26 protein-coding genes are annotated in these 26,996 nt (G+C 72.4%); 14 read left to right on the top strand and 12 right to left on the bottom strand.

What is annotated here, in order from left to right:
- Positions 1-158: 158 nt before the first annotated feature.
- Positions 159-779, top strand: a complete 621-nt coding sequence (locus EYW49_RS17980; protein WP_131311012.1) for a LysE family translocator — start codon at positions 159-161, stop codon at positions 777-779.
- Between the two features lie 77 nt (positions 780-856).
- On the opposite strand, the gene EYW49_RS17975 is transcribed toward EYW49_RS17980, so the two are convergent.
- Together EYW49_RS17975 and EYW49_RS17970 are read right to left on the bottom strand one after the other, a co-directional pair.
- Complete coding sequence (locus tag EYW49_RS17975) at positions 857-2,416, bottom strand: undecaprenyl-phosphate glucose phosphotransferase (RefSeq protein WP_131311011.1); 1,560 nt, start codon at positions 2,414-2,416, stop codon at positions 857-859.
- Between the two features lie 225 nt (positions 2,417-2,641).
- Positions 2,642-3,199, bottom strand: coding sequence for a polysaccharide biosynthesis/export family protein (locus EYW49_RS17970; RefSeq protein WP_131311010.1), 558 nt, complete (start codon positions 3,197-3,199; stop codon positions 2,642-2,644).
- A 160-nt stretch (positions 3,200-3,359) separates the two neighbouring features.
- Here EYW49_RS17970 and EYW49_RS17965 point away from each other — a divergent pair, with 160 nt between their 5' ends.
- Positions 3,360-5,525 carry a GumC domain-containing protein gene (locus EYW49_RS17965; RefSeq protein WP_131311009.1) on the top strand — a complete coding sequence of 722 codons (2,166 nt, stop codon included), beginning with the start codon at positions 3,360-3,362 and terminating at the stop codon, positions 5,523-5,525.
- Between the two features lie 30 nt (positions 5,526-5,555).
- On the opposite strand, the gene EYW49_RS17960 is transcribed toward EYW49_RS17965, so the two are convergent.
- Positions 5,556-5,774 carry a DUF2842 domain-containing protein gene (locus EYW49_RS17960; protein ID WP_131311008.1) on the bottom strand — a complete coding sequence of 73 codons (219 nt, stop codon included), beginning with the start codon at positions 5,772-5,774 and terminating at the stop codon, positions 5,556-5,558.
- A 211-nt stretch (positions 5,775-5,985) separates the two neighbouring features.
- Here EYW49_RS17960 and EYW49_RS17955 point away from each other — a divergent pair, with 211 nt between their 5' ends.
- Positions 5,986-7,026 (top strand): COX15/CtaA family protein, encoded by a 1,041-nt coding sequence (locus EYW49_RS17955; protein ID WP_228259668.1) that lies wholly within the window; start codon positions 5,986-5,988, stop codon positions 7,024-7,026.
- Positions 7,027-7,050: 24 nt separating this feature from the next.
- Here the strand turns inward: EYW49_RS17955 and EYW49_RS17950 are convergent, their stop codons facing one another.
- Complete coding sequence (locus EYW49_RS17950) at positions 7,051-8,331, bottom strand: O-acetylhomoserine aminocarboxypropyltransferase (RefSeq protein WP_131311006.1); 1,281 nt, start codon at positions 8,329-8,331, stop codon at positions 7,051-7,053.
- A gap of 447 nt (positions 8,332-8,778) precedes the next feature.
- On the opposite strand from EYW49_RS17950, the gene EYW49_RS17945 reads away from it, so the two are divergent.
- On the top strand, positions 8,779-9,279 hold the full coding sequence (locus tag EYW49_RS17945; protein ID WP_131311005.1) for a DUF3828 domain-containing protein: 501 nt from the start codon (positions 8,779-8,781) through the stop codon (positions 9,277-9,279).
- 25 nt (positions 9,280-9,304) lie between these two features.
- Here EYW49_RS17945 and EYW49_RS17940 read toward each other — a convergent pair whose 3' ends face one another.
- Both EYW49_RS17940 and EYW49_RS17935 read right to left on the bottom strand, forming a co-directional pair.
- Positions 9,305-9,730 carry a CoA-binding protein gene (locus EYW49_RS17940; RefSeq protein WP_131311004.1) on the bottom strand — a complete coding sequence of 142 codons (426 nt, stop codon included), beginning with the start codon at positions 9,728-9,730 and terminating at the stop codon, positions 9,305-9,307.
- Complete coding sequence (locus tag EYW49_RS17935; protein WP_131311003.1) at positions 9,727-10,017, bottom strand: hypothetical protein; 291 nt, start codon at positions 10,015-10,017, stop codon at positions 9,727-9,729. Before EYW49_RS17935 ends, EYW49_RS17940 begins: the two co-directional genes overlap by 4 nt.
- Before the next feature lie 139 nt (positions 10,018-10,156).
- On the opposite strand from EYW49_RS17935, the gene pncA reads away from it, so the two are divergent.
- Complete coding sequence (pncA, locus tag EYW49_RS17930; RefSeq protein ID WP_131311002.1) at positions 10,157-10,777, top strand: bifunctional nicotinamidase/pyrazinamidase; 621 nt, start codon at positions 10,157-10,159, stop codon at positions 10,775-10,777.
- Positions 10,778-10,792: 15 nt separating this feature from the next.
- Here pncA and EYW49_RS17925 read toward each other — a convergent pair whose 3' ends face one another.
- Complete coding sequence (locus EYW49_RS17925) at positions 10,793-11,833, bottom strand: hypothetical protein (protein WP_131311001.1); 1,041 nt, start codon at positions 11,831-11,833, stop codon at positions 10,793-10,795.
- 391 nt (positions 11,834-12,224) lie between these two features.
- On the opposite strand from EYW49_RS17925, the gene EYW49_RS17920 reads away from it, so the two are divergent.
- Together EYW49_RS17920 and EYW49_RS17915 are read left to right on the top strand one after the other, a co-directional pair.
- Positions 12,225-12,794 (top strand): nitroreductase family protein, encoded by a 570-nt coding sequence (locus EYW49_RS17920; RefSeq protein WP_131311000.1) that lies wholly within the window; start codon positions 12,225-12,227, stop codon positions 12,792-12,794.
- Between the two features lie 5 nt (positions 12,795-12,799).
- Positions 12,800-13,411: a flavin reductase family protein gene (locus tag EYW49_RS17915; protein ID WP_131310999.1), complete on the top strand. Its 612-nt coding sequence runs from the start codon at positions 12,800-12,802 to the stop codon at positions 13,409-13,411.
- Positions 13,412-13,424: 13 nt separating this feature from the next.
- On the opposite strand, the gene EYW49_RS17910 is transcribed toward EYW49_RS17915, so the two are convergent.
- Complete coding sequence (locus EYW49_RS17910) at positions 13,425-14,291, bottom strand: HpcH/HpaI aldolase/citrate lyase family protein (RefSeq protein ID WP_131310998.1); 867 nt, start codon at positions 14,289-14,291, stop codon at positions 13,425-13,427.
- A 428-nt stretch (positions 14,292-14,719) separates the two neighbouring features.
- On the opposite strand from EYW49_RS17910, the gene EYW49_RS17905 reads away from it, so the two are divergent.
- Both EYW49_RS17905 and EYW49_RS17900 read left to right on the top strand, forming a co-directional pair.
- Positions 14,720-16,168, top strand: coding sequence for a hypothetical protein (locus EYW49_RS17905; protein WP_131310997.1), 1,449 nt, complete (start codon positions 14,720-14,722; stop codon positions 16,166-16,168).
- 218 nt (positions 16,169-16,386) lie between these two features.
- A complete protein-coding gene (locus EYW49_RS17900) occupies positions 16,387-17,874 on the top strand; it encodes a DUF2336 domain-containing protein (protein WP_165498321.1) in 1,488 nt (495 codons plus the stop codon).
- Positions 17,875-17,927: 53 nt separating this feature from the next.
- Here EYW49_RS17900 and EYW49_RS17895 read toward each other — a convergent pair whose 3' ends face one another.
- Together EYW49_RS17895 and EYW49_RS17890 are read right to left on the bottom strand one after the other, a co-directional pair.
- A complete protein-coding gene (locus EYW49_RS17895) occupies positions 17,928-18,488 on the bottom strand; it encodes an Hpt domain-containing protein (protein ID WP_131310995.1) in 561 nt (186 codons plus the stop codon).
- 156 nt (positions 18,489-18,644) lie between these two features.
- On the bottom strand, positions 18,645-19,439 hold the full coding sequence (locus tag EYW49_RS17890; protein WP_131310994.1) for an NAD kinase: 795 nt from the start codon (positions 19,437-19,439) through the stop codon (positions 18,645-18,647).
- Positions 19,440-19,578: 139 nt separating this feature from the next.
- Between EYW49_RS17890 and cutA the strand changes: the two genes are divergently transcribed.
- Complete coding sequence (gene cutA / locus EYW49_RS17885; RefSeq protein WP_131310993.1) at positions 19,579-19,956, top strand: divalent-cation tolerance protein CutA; 378 nt, start codon at positions 19,579-19,581, stop codon at positions 19,954-19,956.
- On the opposite strand, the gene EYW49_RS17880 is transcribed toward cutA, so the two are convergent.
- Positions 19,943-20,884, bottom strand: a complete 942-nt coding sequence (locus tag EYW49_RS17880) for a cytochrome c (protein WP_131310992.1) — start codon at positions 20,882-20,884, stop codon at positions 19,943-19,945. The two genes, cutA and EYW49_RS17880, sit on opposite strands and share 14 nt — an antisense overlap.
- Positions 20,885-20,967: 83 nt before the next feature.
- Entirely contained in the window at positions 20,968-21,423 is a 456-nt protein-coding gene (locus tag EYW49_RS17875; RefSeq protein WP_131310991.1) for a c-type cytochrome, read from the bottom strand.
- A 342-nt stretch (positions 21,424-21,765) separates the two neighbouring features.
- Between EYW49_RS17875 and EYW49_RS17870 the strand changes: the two genes are divergently transcribed.
- The 4 genes from EYW49_RS17870 to EYW49_RS17855 are packed head-to-tail and all read left to right on the top strand — an operon-like array spanning position 21,766 to position 26,924.
- Positions 21,766-23,019: a sarcosine oxidase subunit beta family protein gene (locus tag EYW49_RS17870; RefSeq protein ID WP_131310990.1), complete on the top strand. Its 1,254-nt coding sequence runs from the start codon at positions 21,766-21,768 to the stop codon at positions 23,017-23,019.
- 14 nt (positions 23,020-23,033) lie between these two features.
- On the top strand, positions 23,034-23,342 hold the full coding sequence (locus EYW49_RS17865) for a sarcosine oxidase subunit delta (RefSeq protein WP_131310989.1): 309 nt from the start codon (positions 23,034-23,036) through the stop codon (positions 23,340-23,342).
- The gene (locus EYW49_RS17860; protein WP_131310988.1) at positions 23,339-26,341 is read left to right on the top strand and encodes a sarcosine oxidase subunit alpha family protein; all 3,003 of its coding nucleotides are present in this window, start codon (positions 23,339-23,341) and stop codon (positions 26,339-26,341) included. Before EYW49_RS17865 ends, EYW49_RS17860 begins: the two co-directional genes overlap by 4 nt.
- A complete protein-coding gene (locus EYW49_RS17855) occupies positions 26,334-26,924 on the top strand; it encodes a sarcosine oxidase subunit gamma (RefSeq protein WP_131310987.1) in 591 nt (196 codons plus the stop codon). The genes EYW49_RS17860 and EYW49_RS17855 overlap by 8 nt, the downstream gene beginning before the upstream one ends.
- The last annotated feature ends 72 nt before the right edge of the window (positions 26,925-26,996 follow it).

Here is a 26,996-nt window from a genome sequence, read left to right as displayed (position 1 = left end):
GCCCCGGATGCCGGCAGTGTCGACGAGGGCGTCGATCGTCCCGAGGGTCGCCGCGATCGCGGTGACCGCCCCCCTCGTCGCTCGCGTCGGTTCTGCGCGCGGCGCTCCTGGGTTAAGCTCTGCCGCGGCCGCACCTCGCCGCCGTTCGGAGACCCGTCATGACCTTCGCGCTCGTCCTCCTGTTCCTCCAGGCCGCCGGCATCGGCCTCGCCGTCGCCGCCCCGGTCGGGCCGATGAGCCTCTTGTGCATGCGCCGCACGCTGACCCAGGGCTGGCGCTGGGGTCTCGCCACCGGCATCGGCATCGCGTTGGGTGACGCGATCTATGCCGCGGTCGCCGCCCTCGGGCTCGCCGGCGTCTCGGCCTTCGTGCTGGCCTGGGAGCGCCCGCTCCATCTCGCCGCCGGCCTGTTCCTGATCTGGCTGGGTCTGAAGACTTTCTTCACCAAGGACGACGGCCGGGTCGCCGAAGTCGGCGCGGCACGCTCGCTCGGTGGCGTACTGATCGGCTCGGTCGCCCTGACCCTGACCAACCCGCCGACCATCGTGATGTTCGCCGCGGTGTTCACCGCGCTCGCGCCGACCGGCGGCTTCGATCCGTGGGTCGCGCTCGCCACCGTCGCCGGGGTGCTGAGCGGCTCGCTCCTGTGGTGGATCGGCGTCGTCGCCACCGTCTCCGGCCTGCGCCATGCGCTCGGCCGCCGCGTCCGCCTATGGATCGACCGCATCGCCGGCGTCGTCCTCGCTGTCCTCGGCGCCGATCAGATCCGCCGCGCCTGACCCGCCCGACGCGAAGCGGCGCCGCCCTCGTCATGAGGGGCGGCGCCGAGGGGGCGATCAGGCGACCGTGCGGTCGCTCAATAGGCGTTCTCGGTGTTGAGCAGGCGGAACGGGGTGAGCGCCAGGATCTTCAGATCGAACAGCACCGACCAGTTCTCGATGTAATAGATGTCGTACTCGACCCGCCGGCGGATCTTCTCCGGCGTGTCGACCTCGCCGCGCCAGCCGTTGATCTGCGCCCACCCGGTGACTCCCGGCTTGACCTTGTGGCGGGCGAAATAGCCGTCGACCACCACGTCCCACATCCGGTCTTCGGTCTGGGCGTTGACCGCATGCGGCCGCGGCCCGACCAGCGACAACTCGCCGACCAACACGTTGAACAACTGCGGCAGCTCGTCGATCGAGGTCTTGCGGATGAACCGGCCGACCTTGGTCACCCGCGGGTCGCCCTTGGTCACCAGCGTCTTGGCGTCGAAGTCGGTGCGATCGGTGTACATCGAGCGGAACTTCCACACCGAGATCACCTCGTTGTTGAAGCCGAACCGCTTCTGACGGAAGAACACCGGGCCGCGGCTGTCGAGCTTGACGGCGATCGCCGCGCAGATCATCAGCGGCGTCAGCGCGATCAGCGCCAAGCTGCCGATCACCAGATCGAAGGCGCGCTTGGACACCGCATCCCAGTCGGCGAGCGGCTTGTCGACCACGTCGAGGAACGGCAGCGCTCCCTCGTAGGAATAGTTGCGCGGCCGGAACCGCAGCTTGTCGGTATGCGCCGACAGGCGGATGTCGACCGGCAGCACCCACAATTGCCGCAACAGCTGCTGCACCCGCGCCATCGCCGACAGGGGCAGCGCCACGATCAACATGTCGAGCCGGGTGCGGCGGCCGAATTCGACCAGTTCGGAGATCGTCCCGAGCTTCGGATAGCCTTCGACCATCGACGGCGAGCGGTCGTCGGTGCGGTCGTCGAAGATGCCGCAGATGCGGATGTCGTTGCCCGGCTGGGCTTCGAGCGAGCGGATCAGGTCCTCGGCGAGCTTGCCGCCGCCGACGATCACCGCCCGGCGCTCCAGCCGGCCGTCGCGCGTCCACGAGGTCACCTGCCGGGTCAGCAGCGCCCGGCCGGCCGCGAACAGGCCGAGGCCGATCGCGAACCATCGCACCAGGGCGGTGCCGTCGCGCTGCAGGCCGACCTCCTGGCCGGACACCCAGGTCAGCGCCACCAGCGCCGCGAAGACCATCGCCCAGGCCGCGGCGATGCGCCCGAGCTGGTACGAATAGGATCGGAAGGCGGCGATCTGGTAGCCGTCGAAGGCCTGGACGAACAGCATCGTCGCGGCGGCGGCGAGCGGCGGCAGCACCGTGTGCGCCGTGGCCGAGAGCCCGTCGCCGCCGGCCAGCGTCGCCCAGCCGACCGCGGTCAACGCGCAGAATTCCAGCGTCCGCACCGAGCCGGTCAGGAGCCGGCGCGAGATCGGTCGGTCGGAGAACAGCGCCGCCACTTCGATCGCCTGTTGCGACAGCCTCGTATCGGCGCGCGGCGTCTGCGGCAGATCGCCGAAGCTCTCGTCGGTCTCGGTGAGATCGCCGAGGTCGACGCTCTGGCGGAAGAGGGTCTTGGGGTCGATCTGCTTCATCTTCGGCTCCCGATCTCGGATCCGCACGCGCGGCGTTCGCACGCCCGCACCGTCGCCACCGTCCGGGAAGGTCGGCGAGGTCCGGTCGATCGTCTGACGGGCCGAAGGATGACCGAGGAAGGTGAAGGTCGCGTTGAAAGAGAAAGCAGCTGAAATGCGAAATCGTGGTCGACGTCCGTCAAGGTTAACGGAGTCGAGACGACGCGCGTCGCGTCGCCTTCCGGATCAGAAGAAGCGCTCGCGCACGTAGATCGTGTCGCCCGGGCGGATCGGGTCGGTGCCCGGCACGCGCCCGACCATCAGCTCGCCGTTGATCTGGCGGGTGATGTCGACCGCGCTCTGATCGGCGCGGGCGGTGAAGCCGCCGGAGATCGCCACCGCGGTCTGGGCGGTCATGCCGGCGACATAGGGGTATTGGCCGGCGTTCTTGACCTCGCCCATGATGAAGAACGGCCGATACTGGTCGACGTCGACCGACACGTCGGGCTGGCGCAGGAAGCCGTTCTTGAGCTTGGCGGCGATCGCCGCGGCCAGTTCCGTGGCGGTCTTGCCCTTGGCCGGCACGCCGCCGATCAGCGGCATCGAGATGTTGCCGGAGGTGTCGACGAGATAGCTGTTGGTCAGGTTGGCCTGCTCGAACACGGTGACCCGCAGACGGTCGCCGGCGTCGTACCGATAGGGCTCGGTCAGGATCTCGTGGAAGGCCGGGGCGGGCGGCACATAATGCGTGCAGCCGGCCATCGCCGCCGCCAGCATCAGCACGCCCCACAGTCGCAACGACATGACCGAACCTCTCGCACTCACCTCGCAGCACATTGCGGCGATATGGTTAAGGGATGGTTGAACCGGGCCCGCGACGGCGGCGCGACGCGCGGGAAAGGCGCGGAATTAACCTCGCGCTTACCATGACGGCCCGATCATGCCGGCTCGGAGGAGCATCGGCATGGATACGGAACGGGACGGCGGCGTGACCATCGATCTCGGGGCGATGCTCCGGGCGCTGCGTCGTGCCGCCCGTCCGCTCGCCGCCGCCGCCGGCCTCGCGGCGCTCGCCGCCGTCGCGGCACTGTCGCCGGATGCCACCGGTCATGTCGCCGCCGCCCGCGTCAAGGTGGCCCTCGATACCGCCGCTTCGTCGCCGGCGCTGATCGGCGCCACCGTCGCCGAAGAGGCGAGCCGTCTCGCCTCGCCCGAACTCGCCCGCCGGGTCGTCGCCCGCCCGGGTCTCGCCCTCGACCGCGTCCTGGCGCCGGTCGGCCTCGATCCGCTCGGCCGTCTCGAGCGCCTGTGGCGTGGTGCGCCCGTCGCCGACGATCGCGCCGCCGCCCGTCTGGCGTCGAGGCTCACCGTCGTCGCCCACGCACCTTCGCCGATTCTCGACGTCGCCTGGACCGGCGCCGATGCCGAGATCGCCACGGCGGTGGTCGATGCGGTGGTCGACGAATACGTCAAGGACGCGAGCGCCCGCGCCGCCCGTCCCACGGTCGATCCGACCGCGGCGATCACCGAGACCCGCCGCCGCCTCGACGACGTCGAATCGCGCCGCGCCGTCGTCGTCGACGGCTCCGCGGACGCGCGCCGCGGCGTCGTCGACCTCGCCCAGCGGATCGAATCGCTGCGCGCCGAGCGCAACCGCATCGCCGCCCGCCTGCCGGTGCTGCAGCGCCTCGCGACCTCCGGCGCCGGCCTGTCGGTGGCCGTCGATCTCACCGGCTCGCCGCTGCTCGAGCGTCTGCGCGACCGCCGCGCCGCGGCCAAGGCGCGCGTCGCCGAACTCGGCGCGGTCTATCTCGGCGAACATCCGGTGCTGCGCGCCGCCAACGCCGAAGCCGCCGACGTCGAACGCCAGATCCGCAGCGATGCCGCCCGCCTGCGCGCCGCGGACGCCGCCGACCTCGCCACCGCCGACGCCCGCCTCCACGCCATGGAGGCCCATGCCGACGCCGCCGACGTCGATCCGATCGTCACCGGCTCGATCGGCGGCGATGCCGATCCCGGTCGCCTCGCCCGCGAGGCCGCCGATCTGCGCCGCCGGCTCGGCGATCTCATCGACCACGCCGCGTCGATCGACGTCGAATCGGTGCGCGCCCGGGCGCTCGGCGCCGCCGCGCCCCAGGCCGTCGCCGGGCCGCTCGACCGCGTCGGCTGGGCCCTGCGCGCCGCCGCCCTGGTCGCCTTCCTCGGCATCTTCTTCGTGGTCCTGCGGGCGGTGGTGGTCGGCGGCGTGCTGCGCGCCACCCCGCCTGCCGCCACCCCCGAGGTCGAAGCCGACCGCTTCGACCGCGTCGCCGCCGAACTCGCCCGGGTGTTCGAGCCGGCCCCCACGGTCGCCGCAACCCCCGTCGAGGCCGCCGCCCCGGCGGTTATCGCCGCCGAGATGCCGTCCGTCGGTGCCGGTGCCGACGCCGCCGCGTCCTTCGCCGCGGCCCTGGCCGGTACCACCGAGGATGGCGCCGCCGCCGCCGAAGAGTCGGTGTTGCCCTTTCTGCGCGGCGCCAGCGGGCCCGACGAGGAGCCGGTCGCCGAGCCGGTCCATCGTGTCTGGGCGCGCCTCGCCGAGCAGGTTCCCGCCCCGCGCCGCATCGTCGTGGTCTCCGCCGATGCCGCCGCCACCGCCCATCGCGCCGCGCTCGCGCTGCTGCGCGCCGGGGCGATCGCCGGCGAAACCGTCTGCGCCGTCGACCTCGCCGCCGCGGAAGTCGCCGCCACCCCGTTCGGCCGCGGCGCCGGTCTCGCCGATCTGCTCGACGGATCGGCGAGTTACGGTGACGTGATCGTCCGCGACCGGGTGTCGCGCGGCCATCTGATCGGCGCCGGCTCGCACCGCCTCGCCGCCGCCGCCCGCCGCGGCGCCGATCTCGCCCGCACCCTCGAGGCGCTGGAGCGGGTCTACGACCGTTTGATCCTCGATCTCGGCGTCGCCGACACCACGGACGCCGCCGCCGCGCTGATCGCCGGGGCCGACGTGGTGATTCTCGCCGACGGCGCCGCCTTGCCGCCCGCCGAACTGCGCCGCCTCGCCGCGGCGCTCACCGCCGGCGGTGCGCCGGAGGTGCTGGCCGTCACGGCGGTCGGCGTCGAGCGCCGCCCGGCCGGCCGCGCCGCCTGATCCGATCCTCCGGACGTCGCGTAGAACGGGTCAGCCGTGTGACGGCGGCGCCGATCGGTACATCCAGCGCACCAACAGGCCCGCCGGCGGCACCCAGGCGAGGCCGGCGATCAGGAAATACAGGAGCTGCACCCACGCCGGCTTGCTCGCCGCGACCACGTCGCCGATCGCCAGCGCGAAGAACACGTAGACGCTGAGGCCGATCACCAGGACGACCGAGCCGAGGAACCGGCGCAACGCGGAGGGCATGGTCGTGAAGTCCTCGGGTGGGGGCGGGGCGGCGACATGTCGCTCGCCCGACCTGACGGAACAAGGGGATCGCGCGGCCGGCGGCCATGGTCGGCCCCGACCGGGCGAGCTATATCTCGGAACCGGCTCTGGAGTGAAGACGGCGATGGCTACCCGATTGTCCGCTGACCCGACCGTCTCGGCGCCACCTCGGCCGAAATCGCGGGCGAAGGTGCGTCTCTGGCTGTTCGCGGTCGCCGGGCTGGTTTGGCTGATGGTGCTGGTCGGCGGCGTCACCCGCCTGACCGGCTCGGGCCTGTCGATCACCGAATGGGCGCCGATCCTCGGCGCGCTGCCGCCGCTCAACGACGCCGACTGGGCCGCCGCCTTCGCCAAATACCGCGAGATACCGCAGTATCGGCTGATGAACGCCGGCATGACGCTCGCCGACTTCCGCTTCATCTATGGCTGGGAATGGACCCACCGCCTGCTCGGGCGGCTGATCGGCGTGGCCTATGCCGTGCCGATGGTGGTGTTCCTCGCCACCGGGGCGATCCGCCGGGCGGAATTGCCGCGCTTCCTCGCGCTGCTGGTGCTCGGCGGTCTGCAAGGGGTGATCGGCTGGTGGATGGTCGCCTCGGGCCTCGTCGACCGGGTGTCGGTGGCGCCCCTCCGGCTCGCCGTGCACCTGACGCTCGCCGCGATGATCTTCGCGGCGCTGCTGTGGACCGCCCTGACACTCGCCGAGGCGGGGCGGCCGAGCCGCCCGATGTCGCGCCGCCGCCGGCTCGCCGCGGCGGTGGTGCTCGCCTGGGTGTTCGTCCAGATCTTCCTCGGCGCCCTGGTCGCCGGCAACGACGCCGGGCTCGTCTACAACACCTGGCCGATGATGGGCGAGCACTTCGTGCCGCCGGAGCTGATGGCTTACGATCCATGGTGGGTGAATCTCTTCGAGAACCACGCCACCGTCCAGTTCCTGCACCGGATGGGCGCCTATCTCTTGTTCGCGCTGGCGCTCGCCCAGTTCGTGTCGATCGTGGTCAGCGGCCGCACCGCCACCGCCCGGGTCAGCGCCTTCGCGCTCGGGTTCATGGCCGCCTTCCAGATCCTGGTCGGCATCGCCACCCTGCTGTTGCAGGTGCCGCTGTCGCTGGCCATCGTTCACCAGGGCGTGGCGATGCTGGTGCTGGTGGCGGCGGTGACCCATGCGGTCAGCGTCTTTTCCCCCGGCCGGGTGGTCGCCGGCCTGAGCCACGCCGCCGACCGGTTGTGACCGGCGACGGCGCGGGCTCTGGCGTCAGGGCGTCAGCGCCTGTTCCAGATCGGCGATCAGATCGGCGGCGTCCTCGATGCCGATCGACAGCCGCACCACGTCCGGCCCGGCGCCGGCGGCGATCTTCTGCGCGTCCGACAATTGGCGATGGGTGGTCGAGGCCGGGTGGATCACCAGGCTGCGGGTGTCGCCGATGTTGGCGAGGTGGGAGAACAGTGCCACCTTCGACACCAGCCGCACGCCCGCCTCGTAGCCGCCGGCGAGCCCGAAGGTGAACACCGCCCCGGCGCCCTTCGGCAGGTATTTCGCGGCCAGCGCATGGTGCGGATCGCCGGGGAGCCCCGCATAGTTGACCCACGCCACCTCCGGCCGGGCGGCGAGCCAGGTCGCGACCTCGAGGGCATTGGCGCAGTGCTTGGCCATGCGCAGCGGCAGGGTCTCGATGCCGGTCAGGATCTGGAAGGCGTTGAACGGCGAGATCGCCGGCCCGATGTCGCGAAGCCCCAGCACCCGCACGGCGATGGCGAAGGCGAAATTGCCGAAGGTCTGGCCGAGCACCATGTTCTGGTACTCCGGCCGCGGCGCCGACAGCATCGGATAGCGGTCGTCCTTCAGCCAGTCGAAGGTGCCGCCGTCGACGATCACCCCGCCCATCGAATTGCCGTGGCCGCCGAGGAACTTGGTCGCCGAGTGCACGACGATGTCGGCGCCATACTCGAAGGGCCGCCACAGGTAGGGCGTGGCCATGGTGTTGTCGACGATCAGCGGAATGCCGGCGCGGTGGGCGATCTCGGCGAGGGCGGCGATGTCGGTGACGAAGCCGCCGGGATTGGCCAGGCTCTCGACGAAGATCGCCTTGGTGGTCGCATCGATCGCCGCTTCCACCGCCGCGAGATCTTCCGTATCGGCCCAATGGACCTCCCAGCCGTAGTTCTTGAAGGCATGGTTGAACTGGTTGATCGAGCCGCCGTAGAGCCGCCGCGACGCCACGAAGGAATCGCCCGGGCGCAGCAGGGTGTGGAACACCAGATGCTGGGCGGCGTGGCCCGAGGCCACCGCCACCGCCGCGGTGCCGCCCTCCAGCGCCGCCACCCGTTCCTCGAGCACCGCCGTGGTCGGGTTGGTGATGCGCGTGTAGATGTTGCCGAAGGCCTGCAGCCCGAACAGCGCGGCGGCGTGATCGACGTCCTCGAACACGAAGGCGGTGGTCTGGTAGATCGGCGTCACCCGCGCGCCGGTGGTCGGATCGGGCTGGGCGCCCGCGTGGACCGCGAGGGTGGAGAATCCGGGCTTCGAATCGGTCATGGGGCACACTCCGTACCGCGGCCGCGGCCGCCGATGAAACACGATCGTTGTCGCGCGATCCGCGTGCGAGCGCAAACGCCGAAGCAGGAGCGAGCGATCGTCCAGCGCGACTCGGCGCCGAGCGACGGCAGCGATTCGCCGCGCCTCCCTTCTCCCCTCGCGGGAGAAGGTGCCCCGAAGGGGCGGATGAGGGGGGCGGCGGTTCGAGTTCGGCACTCCGCCGATGGAGAGGCTCAGCCCCTCATCCGGCCTTCGGCCACCTTCTCCCGCGAGGGGAGAAGGAAGAGGGCGCCGCAGCGGAACCCCGCGGCGGCGTCGTCGCGATCCCACGCCGCGTGTTCGCAGTCCTGCACCCGCCCGACCGACGCTGCACGGCCGCGAAAAATCCGCTAATGATCGTCACCATCGTCGAGACGTCGCCATCCGGACGTCGGAGGACTCGGACCCATGATCTCGCGCCGTCCCTTCCTCGCCGGCCTCGCCGTCGCACTTCTCGCACCCGTTGCGGCCCGCGCCGAGACCGGCGATCCCGCCGCCTTCGTGGCCGGCCTCTACGACCGGCTCGCGGCGTCGCGCCGGCGCAAGGAGCCCGACTTCTGGCGAGAGCCCGCCGGCCGCACCGGCGTCTTCGCCAAGGATCTGGTCGATCTGTGGAAGGCCGCCGAGGCCAAGGTCGAGGACGGCGACGTCGGACCGATCGATTTCGACCTGTTCTTCAACGCCCAGGACGGCCGGCCGGGCAAGCCGACCCTGGTGGTGGTCGATGTCGACTCAACCAAGGCCCATGTCCGCGCGACCTTGCCGGTGGCCAAGGGCAAGACCGCCGGCGCCGACGACACGCTGGTGTTCTCGCTCGTCCGCGAAGGCGGCGGCTGGCGCATCGACAATCTGCACGGTGCCGCCGGCGGCGATCCCTGGGACCTCCGCGGCCTCCTGTCCCTGCAGTGAGGGGCGGGCGGCGCCGCACCGCCCGTCAGGCGATCCCGAGCCGCGCCAACTCGATCTTCGGGCAGCGGTTCATCACCACCTTCAGCCCGGCGGCTTCCGCGCGGGCCGCCGCGGCGTCGTCGCGCACCCCGAGCTGCAGCCACACCACCTTGGCGCCGATGGCGATCGCCTCGTCGACCACCCCGCCGGCGGCGGCCGAATTGCGGAACACGTCGACCATGTCGACCGGATGGGGCAGATCGGCGAGACGCGCCACCACCGTCCGGCCGGCGATCTCGTCGCCGCCGAGCCCCGGGTTGATCGGCGTGACGTCGTAGCCGACCGCGAGCAGGCGGTTCAGCACGATGAAGGAATCGCGCTCGGGATTGGCGCTGGCCCCGACCAGGGCGATGGTCTTCACCGAGGTCAGGATGTCGCGGATATAGGCGTCGTCGTAATGGTCGTGATTCATCGGCGTGTCTCCTCGCGTCTCATGGAACGCTCGTCGCGGGCCGCCCGTTCCGCACGGCCCTGATCCCACAGATGGCGCAGCAGGCTCACCACCCCGATCATCGCGATCACCACCCCGCCGGCGAACAGCCAGGCCGGGCGCGCGGTCGTATCGACCACCCCGGTCAGGATCGCCGCGGCGATCAGGGCGATCGCCCCCGGCAGGAAGAACCGCCACAGCCGGCCGAACAGCGACCGCGGCACCAGCGGGCGGGGCGGAGGACGGCGCGGGTCGGGGAAGACGGGCATGGCGAGGGTCTCGGTCAGGGGCGACAGCGGGGCGTCATCGTCCGTTGTACACCGGATTCGGGTCTGCTACCCCAGGCGAGCGACCCATCACGGCCGCCGACCCGCGCGCCGGGCGGCCCGCCTCACTCGGGAGACGCCGATGCCCTCCACCACCGATTGTCTGATCGTCGTCGACGTCCAGAACGACTTCCTGCCCGGCGGCGCTCTGGCGGTGCCGGCCGGCGACGAGGTCGTCCCGGTCGTCAACGCGCTCGCGGCGCGCTTTTCCTCGGTCGTGCTGACCCAGGACTGGCACCCCGCCGATCATCGCTCCTTCGCCGCCGCCCATCCCGGCCGGGCGCCCTTCGACACCGTCGAACTGCCTTACGGTCCGCAGGTGCTGTGGCCCGTCCACTGCGTCCAGGCGAGCCCCGGCGCGGCGCTCGCCGCCGATCTCGCCGTGCCTCACGCCTTCGTGATCCTGCGCAAGGGCGCCAACCGCTTCGTCGACAGCTATTCGGCCTTCCGCGAGGCCGACGGCACCGACACCGGGCTCGCCGCGCTGCTCTCCGCCCGCGGCATCACCCGGGTCCATGTGTGTGGTCTCGCCACCGACTTCTGCGTCGCCTGGACGGCGCTCGACGCGCGCGCCGCGGGGTTCGAGACGGTGCTGGTCGACGACGCCTCGCGGGCGATCGATCTCGACGGGTCGCTGGCCGCCGCGCGCGCTCGGCTGGAGGCCGCCGGGGTGGTCACCCTCGACGCCGAGGAGATCGCCTGACCGTCGTCGCGGGGGTCAGTTCTTGCGGCCGTCGTCGGCGACCACTTCGATCTCGCGATCGAACCCGGCCTGGACGGTGAAGTTGCGGGTGAAGATGCGGTCCTGATTCTTGGCGACCAGGGCGTAATCGCCCTCCGCCAGGACGATCGTCGGGAAGGCGCCGACGCTCTCGGTGATGGTGTCGCCGGCCGGGGTCAGCACCAGCCAACTGGTGTTGGGCAGCGCCTCGCCGCCGACCTCGTTGACCAGCTTGAGGGTCAGCTGCGCCGCCTTGTGATAGACCGTCGCCTCGGTCAGCTTACCGGGATTGACGTGAATCTCGGCGCGCACCACCGCGTTGAGGTCGCCGTAGCGGCCGACCACCCGATAGGTGTCGGCATTGAGCCGGACGATCCGCCCGGGCTTGACCCCGAGCACCAGGGCCTGGCGCTCGCCGCGCTGGTCGGCGTCCTTGGCGTAGATGTCGAAGGTCAGTTTTTCCGCCGGCAGCGGCAGATCGCCGGCACCGAGCGCCCCCAGCTTGAGGCCGCCGGCGTTGAGGATCAGCGTCTCGCGCCGCGTCTTGTCGGCCGCCACCGTGACCCGGGTGGTCGCGCCGGCGCGGCCATAGGCGGCGTGCACCAGATAGGACCCGGGATCGAGGCGGAACTCGGCGTCGCCGCCCGAGGCGGTGACGATCAGCTGCATCTTGTCGTCGTTGGCGGTCGGGGTCTTCTCCTGGAAGATCCGCCACACCAGTCCCGACCGGATCGGCGCCCCGTCTTCGGTGACCAGCGCCGAGAGCTTCAGCGAGGCCTTGGCCACCACTTCGGCCGGGGCCGGCGGGGGCGGCTGCACCGCGGCGGCGGGCGCCGGCGGGGTGGGCGGCGGATTGGGCGCATAGGGGATCGGTCCGGCCGGATCGACGGGGGGGCGCAGCTGCAGCGGCTGGCCGGCGGCCTGCGCCCAGGCGCCGGTCGGCGGACAGGTCGCGGCGAACGCCCACAGGAGCGCCGTGGCGATGGCGGCCGGCCGGCGGGACCGGAAGAACGGAGCGGCGCTGGGAGCGGTGGTCACGTCGATGAAGCCTCGTGGCAAGGGCGGTCGCGGTCTCGCGCTGTCGACTCTCGCCCGACTTCGTTACGAACCCCATAGCCATGGCGAATTCAAGTCCGAAGCGCGGGCGGAGCGCTCGCGCCGGTCGCGCTCGGGCCTCCCCCGCGGGTCCCACCTTCTCCCTCCGCGGGAGAAGGTGCCGCGAAGCGGCGGATGAGGGGGCGCCGCGTAGCGGCGACACGCCGAAATCAGGCCTTCGGACGAAGAGGAGAGGTCCAGCCCCCTCGTCCGGCCTTCGGCCACCTTCTCCCGCCGGCGTTGACAAGCCCGCGGTTCGGCGGTTCCCTGACCGCCCCCCAAGGCGACCGCCGCACACCCTCCGGCTCGCCGATCGACCGAGGCCCCTTTGCCGATGCCCGATGCGCTCGCCCTGCTCGAGACCCGCCGTACCGTGTCCCACGTCCAGCTCGCCGAACCCGGCCCGAGCGACGCGGAGATCCGGCGGATCGTCACCGTCGCCGCCCGCGTGCCCGATCACGGCAAGCTCGCTCCCTGGCGCTTCGTGCTCTACCGCGGCGAGGCCCGGGCGGCCCTCGACGCCCGCCTCGCGCCGCTCTATGCCGCCCGCTTCCCCGACACCCCGGCGGCCAAGGCGGCGATCGAGACCACCCGCTTCTCGGCGGTGCCGCTGACCGTCGGGGTGATCTCCAAGCCGACGGCGCACTTCAAGGTGCCCGAATGGGAGCAGGTGCTGTCGGCCGGCGCCGCGACGCTCAATCTGATGCTCGCCGCCCATGCGCTCGGCTATTCGGCGCAGTGGCTGACCGGCTGGTGCTGCTACGACGACGAGGCCGCGGCGATCCTCGGCGCGCGACCTGGCGAGCGCTTCGCCGGTCTGGTGGCGATCGGCACGCCGACCGTCCCGCCGGTCGACCGTCCCCGCCCGTCGCTCGACGACATCCTCTCCGACTGGAGCGCGTGAGCCCGATGTTCTACGTCCCCGCCCAGGGCCACGGCCTGCCGCACGACCCGTTCAAGGCGATCTGCGCGCCCCGGCCGATCGGCTGGATCTCGACCCGCAGCGCCTCCGGCGCGGTCAATCTCGCGCCCTACAGCTTCTTCACCGCCGTCGCCGACACCCCGCCGATGGTGCTGTTCTCGTCGAACGGCTGGAAGGATTCGATCGCCGCCGCGACCGAGACCGGCGAGTTCGTGGTCAATCTCGCCACCTGGGATCTGCGCGAGGCGATGAACCGCTCCTCGGCGCCGCTGCCGCGCGGGGTCAGCGAATTCGCATTCGCCGGGCTGACCGAGGTCGCCTCGCAGGTGGTCGCCGCGCCGCGCGTCGCCGAAGCCGCCGCCGCGCTCGAGTGCCGGGTGGTCGAGCGGCTCAACCCGCGCACCCTCGCAGGGACGCCCTCCGACAACCACATGGTGATCGGTCAGGTGGTCGGCGTCCACCTCGCCGACTCCTGCATGGTCGACGGCCTGTTCGACATGACCCGCGCCCGCACCCTGGCGCGCTGCGGCTACCGCGACTACGTGGTGGTCGATCAGTTGTTCCAGATGAGCCGGCCGCCGGGCGCCGGCGGGCTCTGACGGCCCTCGGGCCTCAGCTGCGCCCGGCCCGCGCCAGGGTCGCCAGCGCCCGCATCAGCTGTGGCCGTTCCAGGCTGCGGCCGCGGAACGCCACCGCACCGGTGCCGCCGCTCGCCCGGAACGCCTCGACCACCGCCGCCGCTTCCGCCACCGCCGCCGGCGACGGCGTGAAGGCGGCGTTGATCGCCGCCACCTGACCGGGATGGACCGCCAGTTTGGCGGTGAAGCCGTCGCGCGCCGCCGCCGTGCAGTCGGCGACGAGGCCGTCGGCGGCGCCCGTCCAGGCGGCGTCGATCGCCACCACCTCGGCGGCGACCGCGCCGAGCAGCGTCGCGGTGCGGGCCTGACGGAAGGCGTCGTGGAGCGTGCCGTCGGGCGCCCGCGTCGCCGCGGCGCCGAGGTCGCGCGCCAAGGCCTCCGGATCCCACACCAGACCGGCCAAGCGATGGGAGGCGCCGCGATGGCTGCCGACCTGGAACACCCCGTGGGCGGTCTCGGCGACGCTGGCGACGATCCGCGTGCGCCCGTCGGGAATGCCGTGGATCGCCTCGGCGACGGCGATCTTGGCGTCGAGCCGGGTCACGTCGGGGCCACCGCCGGCCCGCGGCAGGACGATGCCCTCGGCCCCTGCGGCCACCGCCGCGTCGAGGTCGAGATCGGCGAAGCCGCTGGAAAAGCCGTTGATCCGCACGTAGAGCCGCGGCCGCGCCGGGTTCGAGGCCTGGGCGGCGAGGCAGGCGACCATCGCGCCCCGCGCCTCGGCCTTGGCCTCCGGCGCCACCAGATCGGCGAGATCGAGGATCGCCACGTCGGCGGCGGAGGCGAGGGCGGCGTCGAGCCCGGGCCGATCCGTGGCGGCGACGAGGAGGAGAGAGCGCATCGTCGGGTCCGTCCGTCACAGCGAGGGGAGGGGAGGGAGCGGCGGCCGCCGCCGAATCCCTCGGGCGACAGCAAGCCGAAACTTCATGTAGTCTTGACGACGGTCGGCCGTCATGCGGTTTTGCGCCGCTGCCGGCTCTGTCGGCCGCGAAACGGCGACCGAGCCGAAACAATTTACGACGACGGCTTGGTTTCGGCGCGAATCGTGGCACCCTCGGCAGACGGTGGGTCGCAGGTCGCGTCCGCCGGGTATCCGATCCCCGCGCGGAGGTCGGGTGGCGGCTCGGGGCGAGAATTTCGAGCGCCGCCGCGCCGTTCGACCGACGGTGAGGACGCGCCGGCGACGTCCGCGGACGGCGCCGCCGGGGGCTCGGTGGCCCAGCCGGGCCGCACGACGGCGACGGTGGACGGCGAGGAACGAGTCCGACGATGCAGATCGACGACAAGGGCACTGTCAATCGGCGGATCGCCGGCGCCTTCAAGGCCGCCGCCGACGCCACCGGCACGTCCTTCGGCTATCTGCTCGAGACCTCGGGCCGCGAATCCGATCACCGCACCGAGCTCGGCGCCTCGACCTCGACCGCCAAGGGCCTGTTCCAGTTCGTCGACCAGACTTGGCTCGACCTCGTCAAGCGTCAGGGCCCGTCGGTCGGCCTCGACCGGCTCGCCGACAAGATCACCGCCGACGGCAAGGGCGGCTGGACCGTCGCCGATCCCGCCGAGCGGTCGCGCATCCTGGCGCTCAAGACCGATCCCCTGGTCGCCTCGGTGATGGCCGGCAAGTTCACCCAGGAGAACGCCGCCAAGCTCGGCGACGCGCTCGGCCGCCCCCCCGCCGAGGGCGAGCTCTACGCCGCCCATGTGCTCGGCGCCGCCGGTGCGGTGAAGCTGATCCGCATGGCCTCCGCCGAGCCGACCACCACCGCGGCGATCGCCTTCCCCAAGGCCGCCGCCGCCAATCCGGCGCTGTTCTACGGCAAGGACGGGCGCCCGCGCACCGCCGCCGAACTGCTCGCCGGCCTGACCGGGCCGACCACCGCCGCCACCTCGGATACCGCCCGCCGCATCACCGAGGCCCATGCCGCACTCGCCGGCGGCCGCGCCGATCCCGGCACCGTCGCCCTGATGGTCAAGGCCCAGGCCGCGGCCACCGTCGCCGCCGAACCGCTCGGGGCCGCCGAGACCGCCACCGATCCCGCCATGGCGCTGCGCCACCTCAAGGCGACCATCGCCGACGGCACCTTGCCCGGCGCCCGCACCGGCTCGTCGCCGCTGCTCGGACCGCGGCTCGACGGCTGGCGCGCCAAGTCCTCCGCCGATGCCTTCACGCTGCTGCTGCGCTCCGATCCGGTCGAACGCGGTGACGATGCCGCCGCCGCGGTGGCGCTCGCCGAGACGCTGCCGACCGCGTCGCGGCCCGCCACGGCGACCCTGACCGCCGTCGCCCGCGCCTCGGCCGCGGCCCCGGCCGGCGGCATCCCCTATGTCGATCCCAACGCACCGCTGCACCTCGCCGCGCCGCCGCCGCTCGCCGTCGCCGATCCCGCACCGATCGCCCGGCCGAGCCGATTGATGACCCGGGTCGCCACCGGTGCGCCCGATCAGCCCTTGCCGATGGTCGATGCCGCCCGCGGCGCCACCGTCCCGACGCCGCGCCTGTTCACCGAGGCGACCGCCGCCGACGCCACTGCCACTGCCGCCGCCGCCGGTGCGGTCCGCGTCCGCACCACCACGATCAGCGCCGCCACCGCCCCGGCCGCGGCGATCGCCGCGCGCGGCGACCTCGCGACGGCGATCCCGGACGCCCCGGTCCGCCGCGCCCCGCGCCCGCTCGACCTCACCATCGGCAGCCGCCTGCGCGCCGATATCGGCCGCTGAGCTCGTCGCACGCCTCGCCCCCGCTCCCGAATCGCGCCTCTCCACCAACCCGCGCGGGCGAGTGATTAGCCACGCGCCGCCCGTCGTGCCGAACTGGGGCGCCGCGCGGTTTCATGGTGAACCGATCATTAATGTCTGCCTGTCAGCATCGTCGGACGAGGGAAAGCGCGGCCGATCGACCTCCGGCGCCGCGTCCCGCTCGATCGTCAGGGCGTCGCATGGTGTTGGACAGGTTCTTCCTCTGGATCGGCGAGGCCTCGGTGGAGGGGCGGATCGCCGCCGTCGCGCCGCTGGTGCGCGCCCACCGCGCCGGTGAGCTCGACGAGGCGACGCGCGAGACCGCCGAAGCCGCGTTGACCCTGGTCGCCCACGACGAGGAGGTCGTGGTCCGCCGCCGCCTCGCCGAGGTCCTGTGCGAGGCCCCGGGCGCGCCGCGTCATCTCCTGCAGAGCCTGCTCGACGATCACCCCGACGTCGCCGAGGTGGTCGCCGGCCGTTCGCCCGACCTGATCGACCCCGAATTGGTGGCGCTGGTCGCGACCTGCGACGAGCGCGTCCGCGCCGCCGTCGCCGATCGCCCCCGCGTCGGCCCGACGGTCGCCGTGGCGCTCGCCGCGGTGGTCGAGCGTCCGTCGGCGCTGCGCCTCCTCGCCAATCCCGGCGCCGACCTGCCGCCGCCCGCCCTGGAGAGCCTGGTCGAACGGTTCGGCGACTTCGCCGATCTGCGCGAGGCGCTGATGAGTCGCCCCGACGTGCCGATCGTTCTGCGTCACCGGGTGCTGGAAAAGCTCGCCGAAGCGATCGGCCGTCACGTCGTCGACCGGGCGCTCGGCGATTCGGCCCGCGTCGCCGAGGTCACCCGCGACGCCAAGGACCGCGCCACCGTGGCGCTCGCCGGCCGCGCCGACGGCGACGAGACCGCGGCGCTGGTCGAACACCTGCGGGCGAGCGGCCAACTGACCACCCGCCTGCTGCTGCGCGCCGCCTGCGTCGGCGATCTGCGCTTCGTGGAAGAGTCGTTCGCCGTGCTCGCCGGCCTGCCCGCCGCACGGGTCGCCGCGTTGCTCGCCGACGGCCGCCGCACCGGCCTGCGCGCCCTCCACACCCGCGCCGGCCTGCCCGAGCGCGCCTATCCGGTACTGGTCGCGGCGCTCGAGGTCCATCGCGACCTCGCCCGCGAGACCGGTGGCCTCGACGGTCGGCCCGGCGACGGCGCCCGCTTCGCCCGCCGCCTGGTCGAACGGGTGCTGACCCGCTACACCGCCTTCGAGCGGCGCGACGCCGACGATCTCCTGGTGCTGTTGCGCCGCTTCGCCGCCGATGCCGGCCGCGATCACATGCGCGCGGTGATGACCGCCCATCGCGACGCCGCCGAAGCCCGTCGCCTCGCCCCGCCGGCCGAGCCCGCGGTCGCGGCCCTGGCCCCGGCGACGGCGCAGCCGCAGCCCGAATCGCCGCCGGCCGCCGACCCGGTCGCGCCGATCGTCGCCGTGGCGGCGCCCGCGCCGGCTTTCGAAGAGGAAGCGATCGACGAGCCCTGGGGCCTGTTCAGCCACGTCCGCCCGGAAGACCTGCCGGCGCACTGGCTCGCCGCCGACGAAGACGTCGGCGAATCGGATCGGGTTCTGGCGTCGATGGAAGGGGATCTGCAGGCCGCCCTGCGCGCCGAACTCGGCGCCCGCCCGTCCGAGCGACGGGCGGCGTGAGGACACGAAAGGCCGATCGGGCGGCGTGAGCCGCCGCGGGGTCGGAATCGGCTTCAGGCCGCCGTGGCGATCTGTTCGAGATAGTCGTCGGTGACTTCGTCGAGCCGGTCGGCGAGCAGCCGCGCGGTGTCGCTCGAATCCTCGCGGGCGTTCTCGGAGATGATCGCCCGGACCGACTGGACGTGCTGGCGCACCAGTTCGCGCGGCATCCGCTCCGGCGCGGTGCCGTCGAGCAGGCGGCACAGGCTGGCCGCGATACGCCCGGCGATCGGATAGCCGAGCGTCGCCGCCTGACCCTTGATGTCGTGGGCGGCGCGATAGAAGTCGGAGCGCAATTCCGGATCGAATCCCGAGGCGTCGGCCTGGGTCCACAGGGCGGCGAGCCGCTGGGTCTCTTCGGTCATCCAGCCGTCGAAGCTCTCGGCCATGCGCTGCAGCGCGGCTTCCGCCGCGGCCACCGGATCGGGGTCGCCGGCCTTGCGGGCGGACGGCCGCGTCTTCTTGCGCAGGTCGTTGGGCGGTTGGATGAAGACCGTGGTCTCGTCGATCCCGAGTCCCGCGTCGGTCATGTCGGCTTCGGTGTCGTCGACGACGGGAGTGACGCGCTTGGCCATGAAACCCTCCGGATCCGGTTCGCCCCGGCCTCTCCTCGGCCCACGATCGTGGGCGGACCACGCTCGCGGATCCACTTGAACGCGATGGCATGATCGGGCGGTTTCTTTAAATTTCCGTTCCCGAGATCGCTCCGATTGGTCCGAACGGCCGGCGCCTCAGTACTGGAACTGCTCGGCGAGGATCCGTTCTTCCCAATTGTGCTCGGGATCGAACATCAGCAGGCTCTCCGCTTGGCGGTCCTGCGACACCGTGACTTCGAGCACGTCGCGGATCTCGGTGTGATCGGCGGCGACACCAACCGGCCGCTTGACGAAGTCGAGCACCTCGACGCGGATCTCGGCGCGGTCGGGCACCAGCGCCCCGCGCCAGCGCCGCGGCCGGAACGGGCTGATCGGGGTCAGCGCCAGGAGCGGCGCGTCGAGCGGGATGATCGGCCCGTGGGCGGAGAAGTTGTAGGCGGTCGATCCGGCCGGCGTGGCGACGATCAGTCCGTCGCAGACCATTTCCTCGAGACGTTCGACCCCGTCGATGACGATCTTCAGCTTGGCCGCCTGATAGGTCTGGCGCCACAGCGCCACTTCGTTGAAGGCGCGCGCCTCGTGGACCGTACCGTCGGCGCTGATCGCCGTCATCGACAGCGGTCGGATGCGGGTGACCTCCGCCTTGGCCAGCCGCTCCATCAGGCCTTCGACCCGATATTCGTTCATCAGGAAACCGACGGTGCCACGATGCATGCCGTAGACCGGCTTGCCGGAATCGAGGAAGCGCCGCAGCGCCGCCAGCATGAAGCCGTCGCCGCCCAGCGCGACGATCACGTCGGCCATGTCCGGCGGCGACGAGCCGTAGAGATGCGACAGGCGCCGCTTGGCCGCCTCGGCTTCTTCGCTCGCCGAGGCGATGAAGGCGACGTTCTCGATCTTGCGACGGGCGTGGCCCCGCGGTCCGGACATCGGCGATTTCCTCGTACGGGACATCTCTTCCCCGGCTCGTGGCCTGGGGTCTACGCTACGCGTCCCTGCTCCCCCTGATCCCATGCCGGGGCAGGGGCGGTCAACGCGGGGCGACCACGAAGGTGAGGGGAGAACGGACATGGCAGACCCCAACCCGCCGGAGGGCGACGGCCCGGTGATCGTCTGGTCGACCTTCCCCGATCTCGCCGCGGCGCGCGCCTGCGGTCGCGCGCTGGTCGAGCGCCGCCTCGCCGCCTGCGTGGTGATGTTGCCGGCGGTGCAGTCGATCTACCGCTGGCAGGGGGCGATCGAGGAGGCCGGCGAGGTCGCGCTGCTCGCCAAGACCCGCCGGACGCTCGCCGAAGCGGCGATGGCGGCGATCGCCGCCGATCACCCCTACGACCTGCCGGCGCTGTTGGTTCTGGAAGTGGCGGCGGCGAGCCGCGCCTACGGCGCCTGGATCTTCGCCGAGACCGCCCAGCCGGGGCCGGGCGTGGACCCGCTCACTTCACCGTGACCGGCCGCGGCTCGGGCGCGATCGCCGGCACCGCCTTGAGATAGAGGGCGATCGCCCGCCGGTCCTCGGGGGTCAGCCGGGCGGTGTTGTCGATCACCTCGACCATCGGTCCGCCGGCGGTGTCGCCGTCCGGCTTGAAGCCGGTCTCGAGATAGCCGGTGATGTCGGCGACCGACCAGGGCCCGAGCGCCTTGGGATGGGGCGTCAGGTCCGGCACGCGACCCGGGCCTTCCATCGCCGGGGCGCCGGCGAGCCAGCGGCTGCGCAAGGTGCCGCCGCCGGCGTCGCGCGGCGTGTGGCACTCGCCGCAATGGCCCGGCCCTTCGACCAGATAGCGGCCACGCAGCACCTCCGGCGTCGCGGCGGGAAGCGCCACCACCGGCCCCGGATTGAAATTGACCAGTTTCCACAGACCGATCCCCAGGCGGATCCCGAACGGGAAGCCGAGCTCGTGCGGCGGCACTTCGTTCTCCACCGCCGGCAGGGTCTTGAGGAAGGCCGCCAGATCATGGGCGTCGGCCAGCGACATCCGCCCGTAGGAGGCGTAGGGCATCGCCGGATACTGGTGGCTGCCGTCGCGCCCGACCCCGGCGGCGATCGCATCGACGATCTCGGCGACCGTCCAGGTGCCGATGCCGGTGCGCCGGTCCGGCGAGATGTTGGGGACGTGGAAGGTGCCGAACGGCGTCGCCAGACGACGGCCGCCGCCGAGCTTGAAGCGCTCCGGCCCTTCCGCCTTGGGCGCGGCATGGCACGAGGCGCAGCCGGCAGCGTCGAACAGATAGGCGCCGTTGGCGAGATCGGCCGAAAAGCCGGCGAGGCGCGACGGCTCGATCCGTTGGGGTCGGGTGATGACCAGACCACCGGCGGCCACGACCAGGCCCGCCCCGGCCAGTATCGTCAGGCGGATGAGCCAGGCGCTTCCCATGGTCGAATCTCCTGCCCCGCCGATAGCACGATTCCCCGCGGGTCGGGACGGCCTCCCGTCCGCCCCGACCCGCGGTCGACCGCTCAGTTCTTGGAGATGCGGTAGCTGTCGTGGCACCCCTTGCAGGTCTTGCCGATCTCGCCGACCGCCACCTTGAGCCCGGCGAGGTCGGTGGTGGCGGCCGGAGTCTGGGCCTTGGCGGTCTCCTGGAGCTTGGCGAGCGCCGCCTTGAAGCCGGCCGGATCCTCCCAGATCTTCGGCGCCGCCGCGGTGTCGCCGCCGGTCTCGGTGCCCTTCGGGAACAGATCGGTGAAGCCGGCGGTCTTGGTCACCAGAGCGTCGAGGGCCGCCCTGACCGCCGCGGCGTCGTAGGGGGTCTCGCCCTTGGCGGTCTTGACCAGGACGCCGCCGAAGGCCGCACCGTTGCCCTTCATCACCGCGCGGCGGGTCTCGATCGGATCCGCGGCGGACACGGCGCTCACCGCGACGGCGGCCAGGACGATGGACGTGGCGATGGTCTTGAGCAGCGTCGTCGACATGATGGAACTCCCTCTCCCGATGGACGGCACCCGAAGCGTGCGGCTCGTCGAGTCGCGCACGACGGGATCCGTATTTGCACGGAGACAATGGCCCAGGGTCCGGTCCCGACACGATTCAAACAAACGTGAGGGAAAAAATTCTTCTCGGCGCTCGATTTCGGCCACGGCGGCAGGGGTTTGCGCCCCGCGCGGGGCTGCTCGCGAGGGGGCTCCGCAAACGCGGCGCTGGGCCTCGCCGACACGCGTCGCCGGTCCCCTTTACAACGGCCGCCGCTGCGGCTCCCATGGCGGGGTCGGATCGCGCCGCGGCGCTTCCGGGCGTCTCTGTCGGAGTGTCTCGCCGTGCGCTTCTCCTTCCTGTCGCTCCTGCGCAACGCCTTCTCCGCCCATCGCGACTGGCCCGAGCAATGGCGCTCGCCCGAGCCCAAGCCGGCCTATGACGTGGTGATCGTCGGCGGCGGCGGTCACGGTCTGGCGGCGGCCTATTTCCTCGCCGCCGAATTCGGCATCCGCAACGTCGCGGTGGTCGAGCGCGGCTGGATCGGCGGCGGCAATTCCGGCCGCAACACCACGATCGTCCGCTCCAACTACCTGCTCGAGGACTCCGAGGCGCTCTACGACCACTCGCTGAAGATCTGGGAAAACCTGTCCCAGACCCTCAACTACAACGTCATGTTCAGCCCGCGCGGTATCCTGATGCTCGCCCACGGCCATCACGACGTCCAGAGCTTCACCCGCCACCTCCACGCCAACCGGCTGGCCGGCATCGATTCGGAATGGCTGAGCCCGGAAGAGGCCCGCGCCTTCTGCCCCGGCCTGAACATCTCCAAGGACATCCGCTACCCGATCGGCGGCGCCACGCTGCAGCGGCGCGGCGGCGTCGCCCGCCACGATGCGGTGGTGTGGGGCTTCGCCCGCGCGGCGTCCGCGCTCGGCGTCGACATCCTCCAGAACTGCGAAGTGACCGGCATCCGCCGCGGCCCCGACGGCGCGGTTACCGGCCTCGACACCACCCGTGGGGCGATCGCCACCCGCAAGATCGGCGTCTCGGCGGCCGGTCACACCTCGGTGGTGCTGGAGATGGCCGGCCTCGGCCGCCTGCCGCTGGAGAGCACGCCCTTGCAGGCGCTGGTCTCCGAACCGCTGAAGCCGCTGATCTCCTGCGTGGTGATGTCCAACACCATCCACGCCTACATCTCCCAGTCCGACAAGGGCGATCTGGTGATCGGCGCCGGCACCGACCAATACGTGTCCTATTCCCAGACCGGCGGCCTGCAGATCACCGCCCACACCCTCGACGCGATCTGCGAGCTGTTCCCGCATCTCCGCCGCGTCCGGATGATGCGCAACTGGGGCGGCATCGTCGACAACACCGTCGACCGGTCGCCGATCCTCGGGCCGACCCCGGTGCCCGGCCTGTTCGTCAACTGCGGCTGGGGCACCGGCGGCTTCAAGGCGACGCCCGGCGCCGGCCATCTGCTCGCCGCCACCATCGCCCGCGGCGAGGCCCATCCGATCGCCGCGCCCTTCGGGCTCGACCGCTTCGCCCGCGGTCGCCTGATCGACGAAGCCGCCGCCGCCGCCGTGGCGCATTGAGAGGGATCCCGCCCGTGCTGCTCGTCCCCTGTCCCTGGTGCGGCCCCCGCCCCGAACTCGAGTTCGTCGCCGCCGGCGAGGCCCATGTCGCCCGCCCGAGCCCCGACGCCGACCCCACGGCACTCGCCGAGGCGCTCTATTTCCGGGCCAACACCAAGGGCCTGATCGCCGAACGCTGGCGCCACCTGCACGGCTGCGGGCGCTTCTTCAACGCCGTGCGCCACACCGTCACCGACAAGTTCGTGATGTCCTATCGCCCAGGCGATCCGGCCCCCGATCTCGCCCGGCTCGCCGAGACCCTCGCCGCGGAGGCTGCCCTATGACCGGCCCCTTCCGGACCCCGACCGGCGGACGCATCGATCGCACCCGGCCGATCGCCTTCACCTTCGACGGCCGCCGCTACACCGGCTTCCAAGGCGACACCCTCGCCTCGGCGCTGCTCGCCGCCGGCGTCAAAGTGGTCGGCCGCTCGTTCAAGTACCATCGCCCGCGCGGCCTGGTCTCGGCCGGCTCCGACGAGCCCAACGCCCTGGTCACGGTGATCCGCGACGCCGGGCGCACCACGCCCAATCTCGTCGCCAACGAGGTCGAACTGCGGGAAGGCCTCGTCGCCGAGAGCCAGAACCGCTGGCCGTCGCTGGCCTTCGACGTCTCGGCGGTGAACGATCTCCTGTCGCCGATCTTCGTCTCCGGCTTCTACTACAAGACCTTCATGTGGCCGAAGAGCTTCTGGTCGAAGGTGTTCGAGCCGGTGATCCGCGCCGCCGCCGGTTTCGGCCGGGCGCCGACCGCCGCCGATCCCGACGGCTACGCCCAACGCTTCGTCCATTGCGACGTGCTGGTCGCCGGCGGCGGTCCGGCCGGCCTCGCCGCGGCGCTCGCGGCGGCCGAGAGCGGCGCCCGGGTGATCCTCTGCGACGAGGGCCCCGAATTCGGCGGCTCGCTGCTCGCCGAACCCGCCGCGACCATCGACAGCGCCCCGGCGGCGCAATGGATCGCCGCGACGCTGGCGACGCTCGCCGCCCACCCGCGGGTGACGCTGCTCACCCGCACCTGCGCCTTCGGATACTACCAGGACAATTTCGTCGCGTTGCTCGAACGCGTCACCGACCATCGCGCCGCGCCCGATCCGGCGCTGCCGCGCGAATGCCTGTGGCAGGTCCGCGCGGCTCAGGTGGTGATCGCCGCCGGCGCCCTCGAGCGGCCGCTGGTGTTCCCCGACAACGATCGCCCGGGGGTGATGCTCGCCGGGGCGGCGCGCGCCTGGGTCAACCGCTGGGGCGTCGCGGCTGGCGCGCGGGCAGTGGTCTATACGGCGAGCGATTCGGCCTATGCCGCCGCCCACGATCTCAGGAGCGCCGGCGTCGAGATCGTCCGCATCCTCGATCTTCGCCCCGACGGCGGTCCGGCCACCGCAGTCGCCCGCGCCGCCGGCCTGACCGTCGAGACCGGCGCCGGCATCGACCGGGTGCTCGGCTCGACCGCCGTCACCGGCGTGGTCACCGCCCGCCACCGCGCCGACGGCACGACTGCCGCGGGCGAGACCCTCGCCTGCGATCTGGTGCTGACCTCGGCCGGCTGGACGCCGTCGGTGCATCTCTTCTCCCAGTCGCGCGGCCGCCTGCGCTGGGACGCCGCGCGCGCCACCTTCCTGCCCGGCACGCCGCACGAGGCCGCCCGCTCGGCCGGCGCTTGCAACGGCACCGCGAGCCTCGCCGATTGCCTCGACGAGGGCTTCGCCGCCGGCGCGGCCGCCGCCCGCGACGCGGGACACGGCGCTGTCGCCGCGCGCCGCTTCGCCGCCACCGGCACGGCGATCGACATCGGCGGCTTCGCCGGCGAGGCGCCGCACGGAGGGAATCGCGACCGCACCCGCGCCTTCGTCGATCTCCAGCACGACGTCACCGCCAAGGACATTCGTCTGGCGGTGCGCGAGGGCTTCCGCTCGATCGAACACGTCAAGCGCTACACCACCACCGGCATGGCCACCGACCAGGGCAAGACCTCGAACATCAACGCGCTGGCGGTGGCCGCCGCGGCGACCGGCACGAGCCTGCCCGCGGTCGGCCTCACCACCTTCCGGCGGCCCTATACGCCGGTCTCCTTCGGCGCCTTCGCCGGCGCGAGCCGCGGCGATCTGTTCGATCCCGTCCGCCGCACCCCGGCCCATGCCCGCGCCACGGTCGCCGGCGCGGTGTTCGAAGACGTCGGCCAGTGGAAGCGCGCCCTGTGTCTCCCGGCGCCCGGCGAGAGCGAAGGCGCGGCGGTCGCCCGCGAAGTTCGCAGCGTGCGCGCCACGGTCGGGCTGTTCGACGCCTCGACGCTCGGCAAGATCGAAGTGGTCGGCCCGGATGCCGCGACCTTCCTCGACCGCTTCTACGTCAACGCGCTCGCGAAGCTGCCGGTCGGGCGCTGCCGCTACGTGGTGGCGACCCGCGACGACGGCTTCGTCTACGACGACGGCATCGTCGCCCGCCTCGCTCCCGACCGCTTCCACGTCACCACCACCACCGGCGGCGCGGCCCGCGTCCATGCCCTGATGGAGGACTTCCTCCAGACCGAATGGCCCGACCTCGACGTCTGGGCGACCTCGATCACCGAGCGCTGGGCGGTGATGGCGATCCAGGGGCCGCAGGCGCGCGCCGTGCTGGCGCCGCTGGTCGAAGGCCTCGATCTCGCGCCCGAAGCCTTCCCCCACATGAGCGTCGCGACCTGCACCGTCGCCGGGATCCCGGCGCGGCTGTTCCGGGTGTCGTTCACCGGCGAACTCGGCTTCGAGGTCAACGTGCCGGCCGATCATGGCGCCGCCCTGTGGGACCGCCTCGCCGCGCGGGTTGCGGGCCACGGCGGCACGCTCTACGGCACCGAGGCGATGCACGTGCTGCGCGCCGAGAAGGGCTATGTGGTGGTCGGCCAGGACACCGACGGCACGCTGACCCCCGACGACGTCGGCCTCGGCTGGGCGGTCGGGCGGGCCAAAGCGGACTTCGTCGGCAAGGCCGGTCTGGCGCGGCCCGATCTCGCCGGCCCGGGACGGCGCCAACTGGTCGGGCTGCGGGTCGAGGATCCCGAGGTGGTGCTGGTCGAAGGCGCCCAGATCACCGCCGATCCGGCGCCCCCCCCCGGCACCCATGCGCTCGGCCACGTCACCTCCGCCTATGCCTCGCCGAATCTCGGGCGCGGCATCGCGCTCGCCGTGGTCGAGGACGGCCGCAGCCGGATCGGCACGATCGTGCACGTGCCGATGCCCGGCGGATCGATCGCCGCCACCGTGGTCGCACCCGTGTTCTGGGACGAAGAAGGACGCCGCCTCCATGCCTGAGACCGGATCGCCCGTGCTTCTCCGCCGCGACGCCTTCGCCGATCTGCCGGCGCTGCCCGCAACCGCCGGCTTCGCCGCCCGACCGATCGCCGCCGAATCGGCCTTCGTGTTGCGCGCCCGCGGCGCCGCTGTGGCGGCGGCCTCCTCGGCCTTCGGTCTCGTCCTGCCGGAGCCGGTCGGCGCCACGGCCGAAGCGGCGGGCCGCGCCGCGCTGTGCCTCGGTCCCGACGAATGGTTGCTGATCGCGCCGCCGGAAGCCGCCGCCGAGATCGTCCCGGCCTTTGCCGCGCTCACCGCGCCGCTGTCGCTGGTCGAAATCGGCGATCGCGACGCCGCGCTCGAACTCACCGGACCCTTGGTCGCCGAAGCGCTCGCCGCCGAAATCCCGGTCGATCTCGACCTCGCGGCCTTTCCGGTCGGGCGCGCCACCCGCACGCTGTTCGGCAAGGCCGGAGTGATGCTGTGGCGGCGCGGGGCAGAGCGCTTCCGTCTGGCCTTCGGACGGTCCTTCGCGGGATACGTCACCGGCCGCCTCGCGGTGGCGGTGGGCCACGCCCAGGCGCGCGCCGACGACCGCGGCTGATGCCGGCGGCGGCCATTCGCGCGGATCCCACGCTCTTGCGCGACGCAGAGGAAGCGCGCAGACCACCGCCAC

It is taken from the genome of Siculibacillus lacustris, assembly GCF_004328075.1.
GTDB classification, from domain to species: domain Bacteria; phylum Pseudomonadota; class Alphaproteobacteria; order Rhizobiales; family Ancalomicrobiaceae; genus Siculibacillus; species Siculibacillus lacustris.
This window is presented reverse-complemented; position numbering and strand designations above follow the sequence as displayed.

What these genes read in the sequence shown, in the direction of transcription:
- EYW49_RS17860 (WP_131310988.1), top strand. Translation starts at nt 23,339, where the DNA reads ATGACCGGCCCCTTCCGGACCCCGACCGGCGGACGCATCGATCGCACC.
- EYW49_RS17880 (WP_131310992.1), bottom strand. Translation starts at nt 20,884, where the DNA reads ATGGGAAGCGCCTGGCTCATCCGCCTGACGATACTGGCCGGGGCGGGC.
- EYW49_RS17940 (WP_131311004.1), bottom strand. Translation starts at nt 9,730, where the DNA reads ATGAATCACGACCATTACGACGACGCCTATATCCGCGACATCCTGACC.
- EYW49_RS17895 (WP_131310995.1), bottom strand. Translation starts at nt 18,488, where the DNA reads ATGGCCAAGCGCGTCACTCCCGTCGTCGACGACACCGAAGCCGACATG.
- EYW49_RS17935 (WP_131311003.1), bottom strand. Translation starts at nt 10,017, where the DNA reads ATGCCCGTCTTCCCCGACCCGCGCCGTCCTCCGCCCCGCCCGCTGGTG.
- EYW49_RS17910 (WP_131310998.1), bottom strand. Translation starts at nt 14,291, where the DNA reads ATGCGCTCTCTCCTCCTCGTCGCCGCCACGGATCGGCCCGGGCTCGAC.
- EYW49_RS17950 (WP_131311006.1), bottom strand. Translation starts at nt 8,331, where the DNA reads ATGACCGATTCGAAGCCCGGATTCTCCACCCTCGCGGTCCACGCGGGC.
- cutA (WP_131310993.1), top strand. Translation starts at nt 19,579, where the DNA reads ATGGCAGACCCCAACCCGCCGGAGGGCGACGGCCCGGTGATCGTCTGG.
- EYW49_RS17970 (WP_131311010.1), bottom strand. Translation starts at nt 3,199, where the DNA reads ATGTCGTTGCGACTGTGGGGCGTGCTGATGCTGGCGGCGGCGATGGCC.
- EYW49_RS17920 (WP_131311000.1), top strand. Translation starts at nt 12,225, where the DNA reads ATGCCCGATGCGCTCGCCCTGCTCGAGACCCGCCGTACCGTGTCCCAC.
- pncA (WP_131311002.1), top strand. Translation starts at nt 10,157, where the DNA reads ATGCCCTCCACCACCGATTGTCTGATCGTCGTCGACGTCCAGAACGAC.
- EYW49_RS17975 (WP_131311011.1), bottom strand. Translation starts at nt 2,416, where the DNA reads ATGAAGCAGATCGACCCCAAGACCCTCTTCCGCCAGAGCGTCGACCTC.
- EYW49_RS17965 (WP_131311009.1), top strand. Translation starts at nt 3,360, where the DNA reads ATGGATACGGAACGGGACGGCGGCGTGACCATCGATCTCGGGGCGATG.
- EYW49_RS17875 (WP_131310991.1), bottom strand. Translation starts at nt 21,423, where the DNA reads ATGTCGACGACGCTGCTCAAGACCATCGCCACGTCCATCGTCCTGGCC.
- EYW49_RS17855 (WP_131310987.1), top strand. Translation starts at nt 26,334, where the DNA reads ATGCCTGAGACCGGATCGCCCGTGCTTCTCCGCCGCGACGCCTTCGCC.
- EYW49_RS17945 (WP_131311005.1), top strand. Translation starts at nt 8,779, where the DNA reads ATGATCTCGCGCCGTCCCTTCCTCGCCGGCCTCGCCGTCGCACTTCTC.
- EYW49_RS17900 (WP_165498321.1), top strand. Translation starts at nt 16,387, where the DNA reads ATGGTGTTGGACAGGTTCTTCCTCTGGATCGGCGAGGCCTCGGTGGAG.
- EYW49_RS17960 (WP_131311008.1), bottom strand. Translation starts at nt 5,774, where the DNA reads ATGCCCTCCGCGTTGCGCCGGTTCCTCGGCTCGGTCGTCCTGGTGATC.
- EYW49_RS17980 (WP_131311012.1), top strand. Translation starts at nt 159, where the DNA reads ATGACCTTCGCGCTCGTCCTCCTGTTCCTCCAGGCCGCCGGCATCGGC.
- EYW49_RS17915 (WP_131310999.1), top strand. Translation starts at nt 12,800, where the DNA reads ATGTTCTACGTCCCCGCCCAGGGCCACGGCCTGCCGCACGACCCGTTC.
- EYW49_RS17905 (WP_131310997.1), top strand. Translation starts at nt 14,720, where the DNA reads ATGCAGATCGACGACAAGGGCACTGTCAATCGGCGGATCGCCGGCGCC.
- EYW49_RS17890 (WP_131310994.1), bottom strand. Translation starts at nt 19,439, where the DNA reads ATGTCCGGACCGCGGGGCCACGCCCGTCGCAAGATCGAGAACGTCGCC.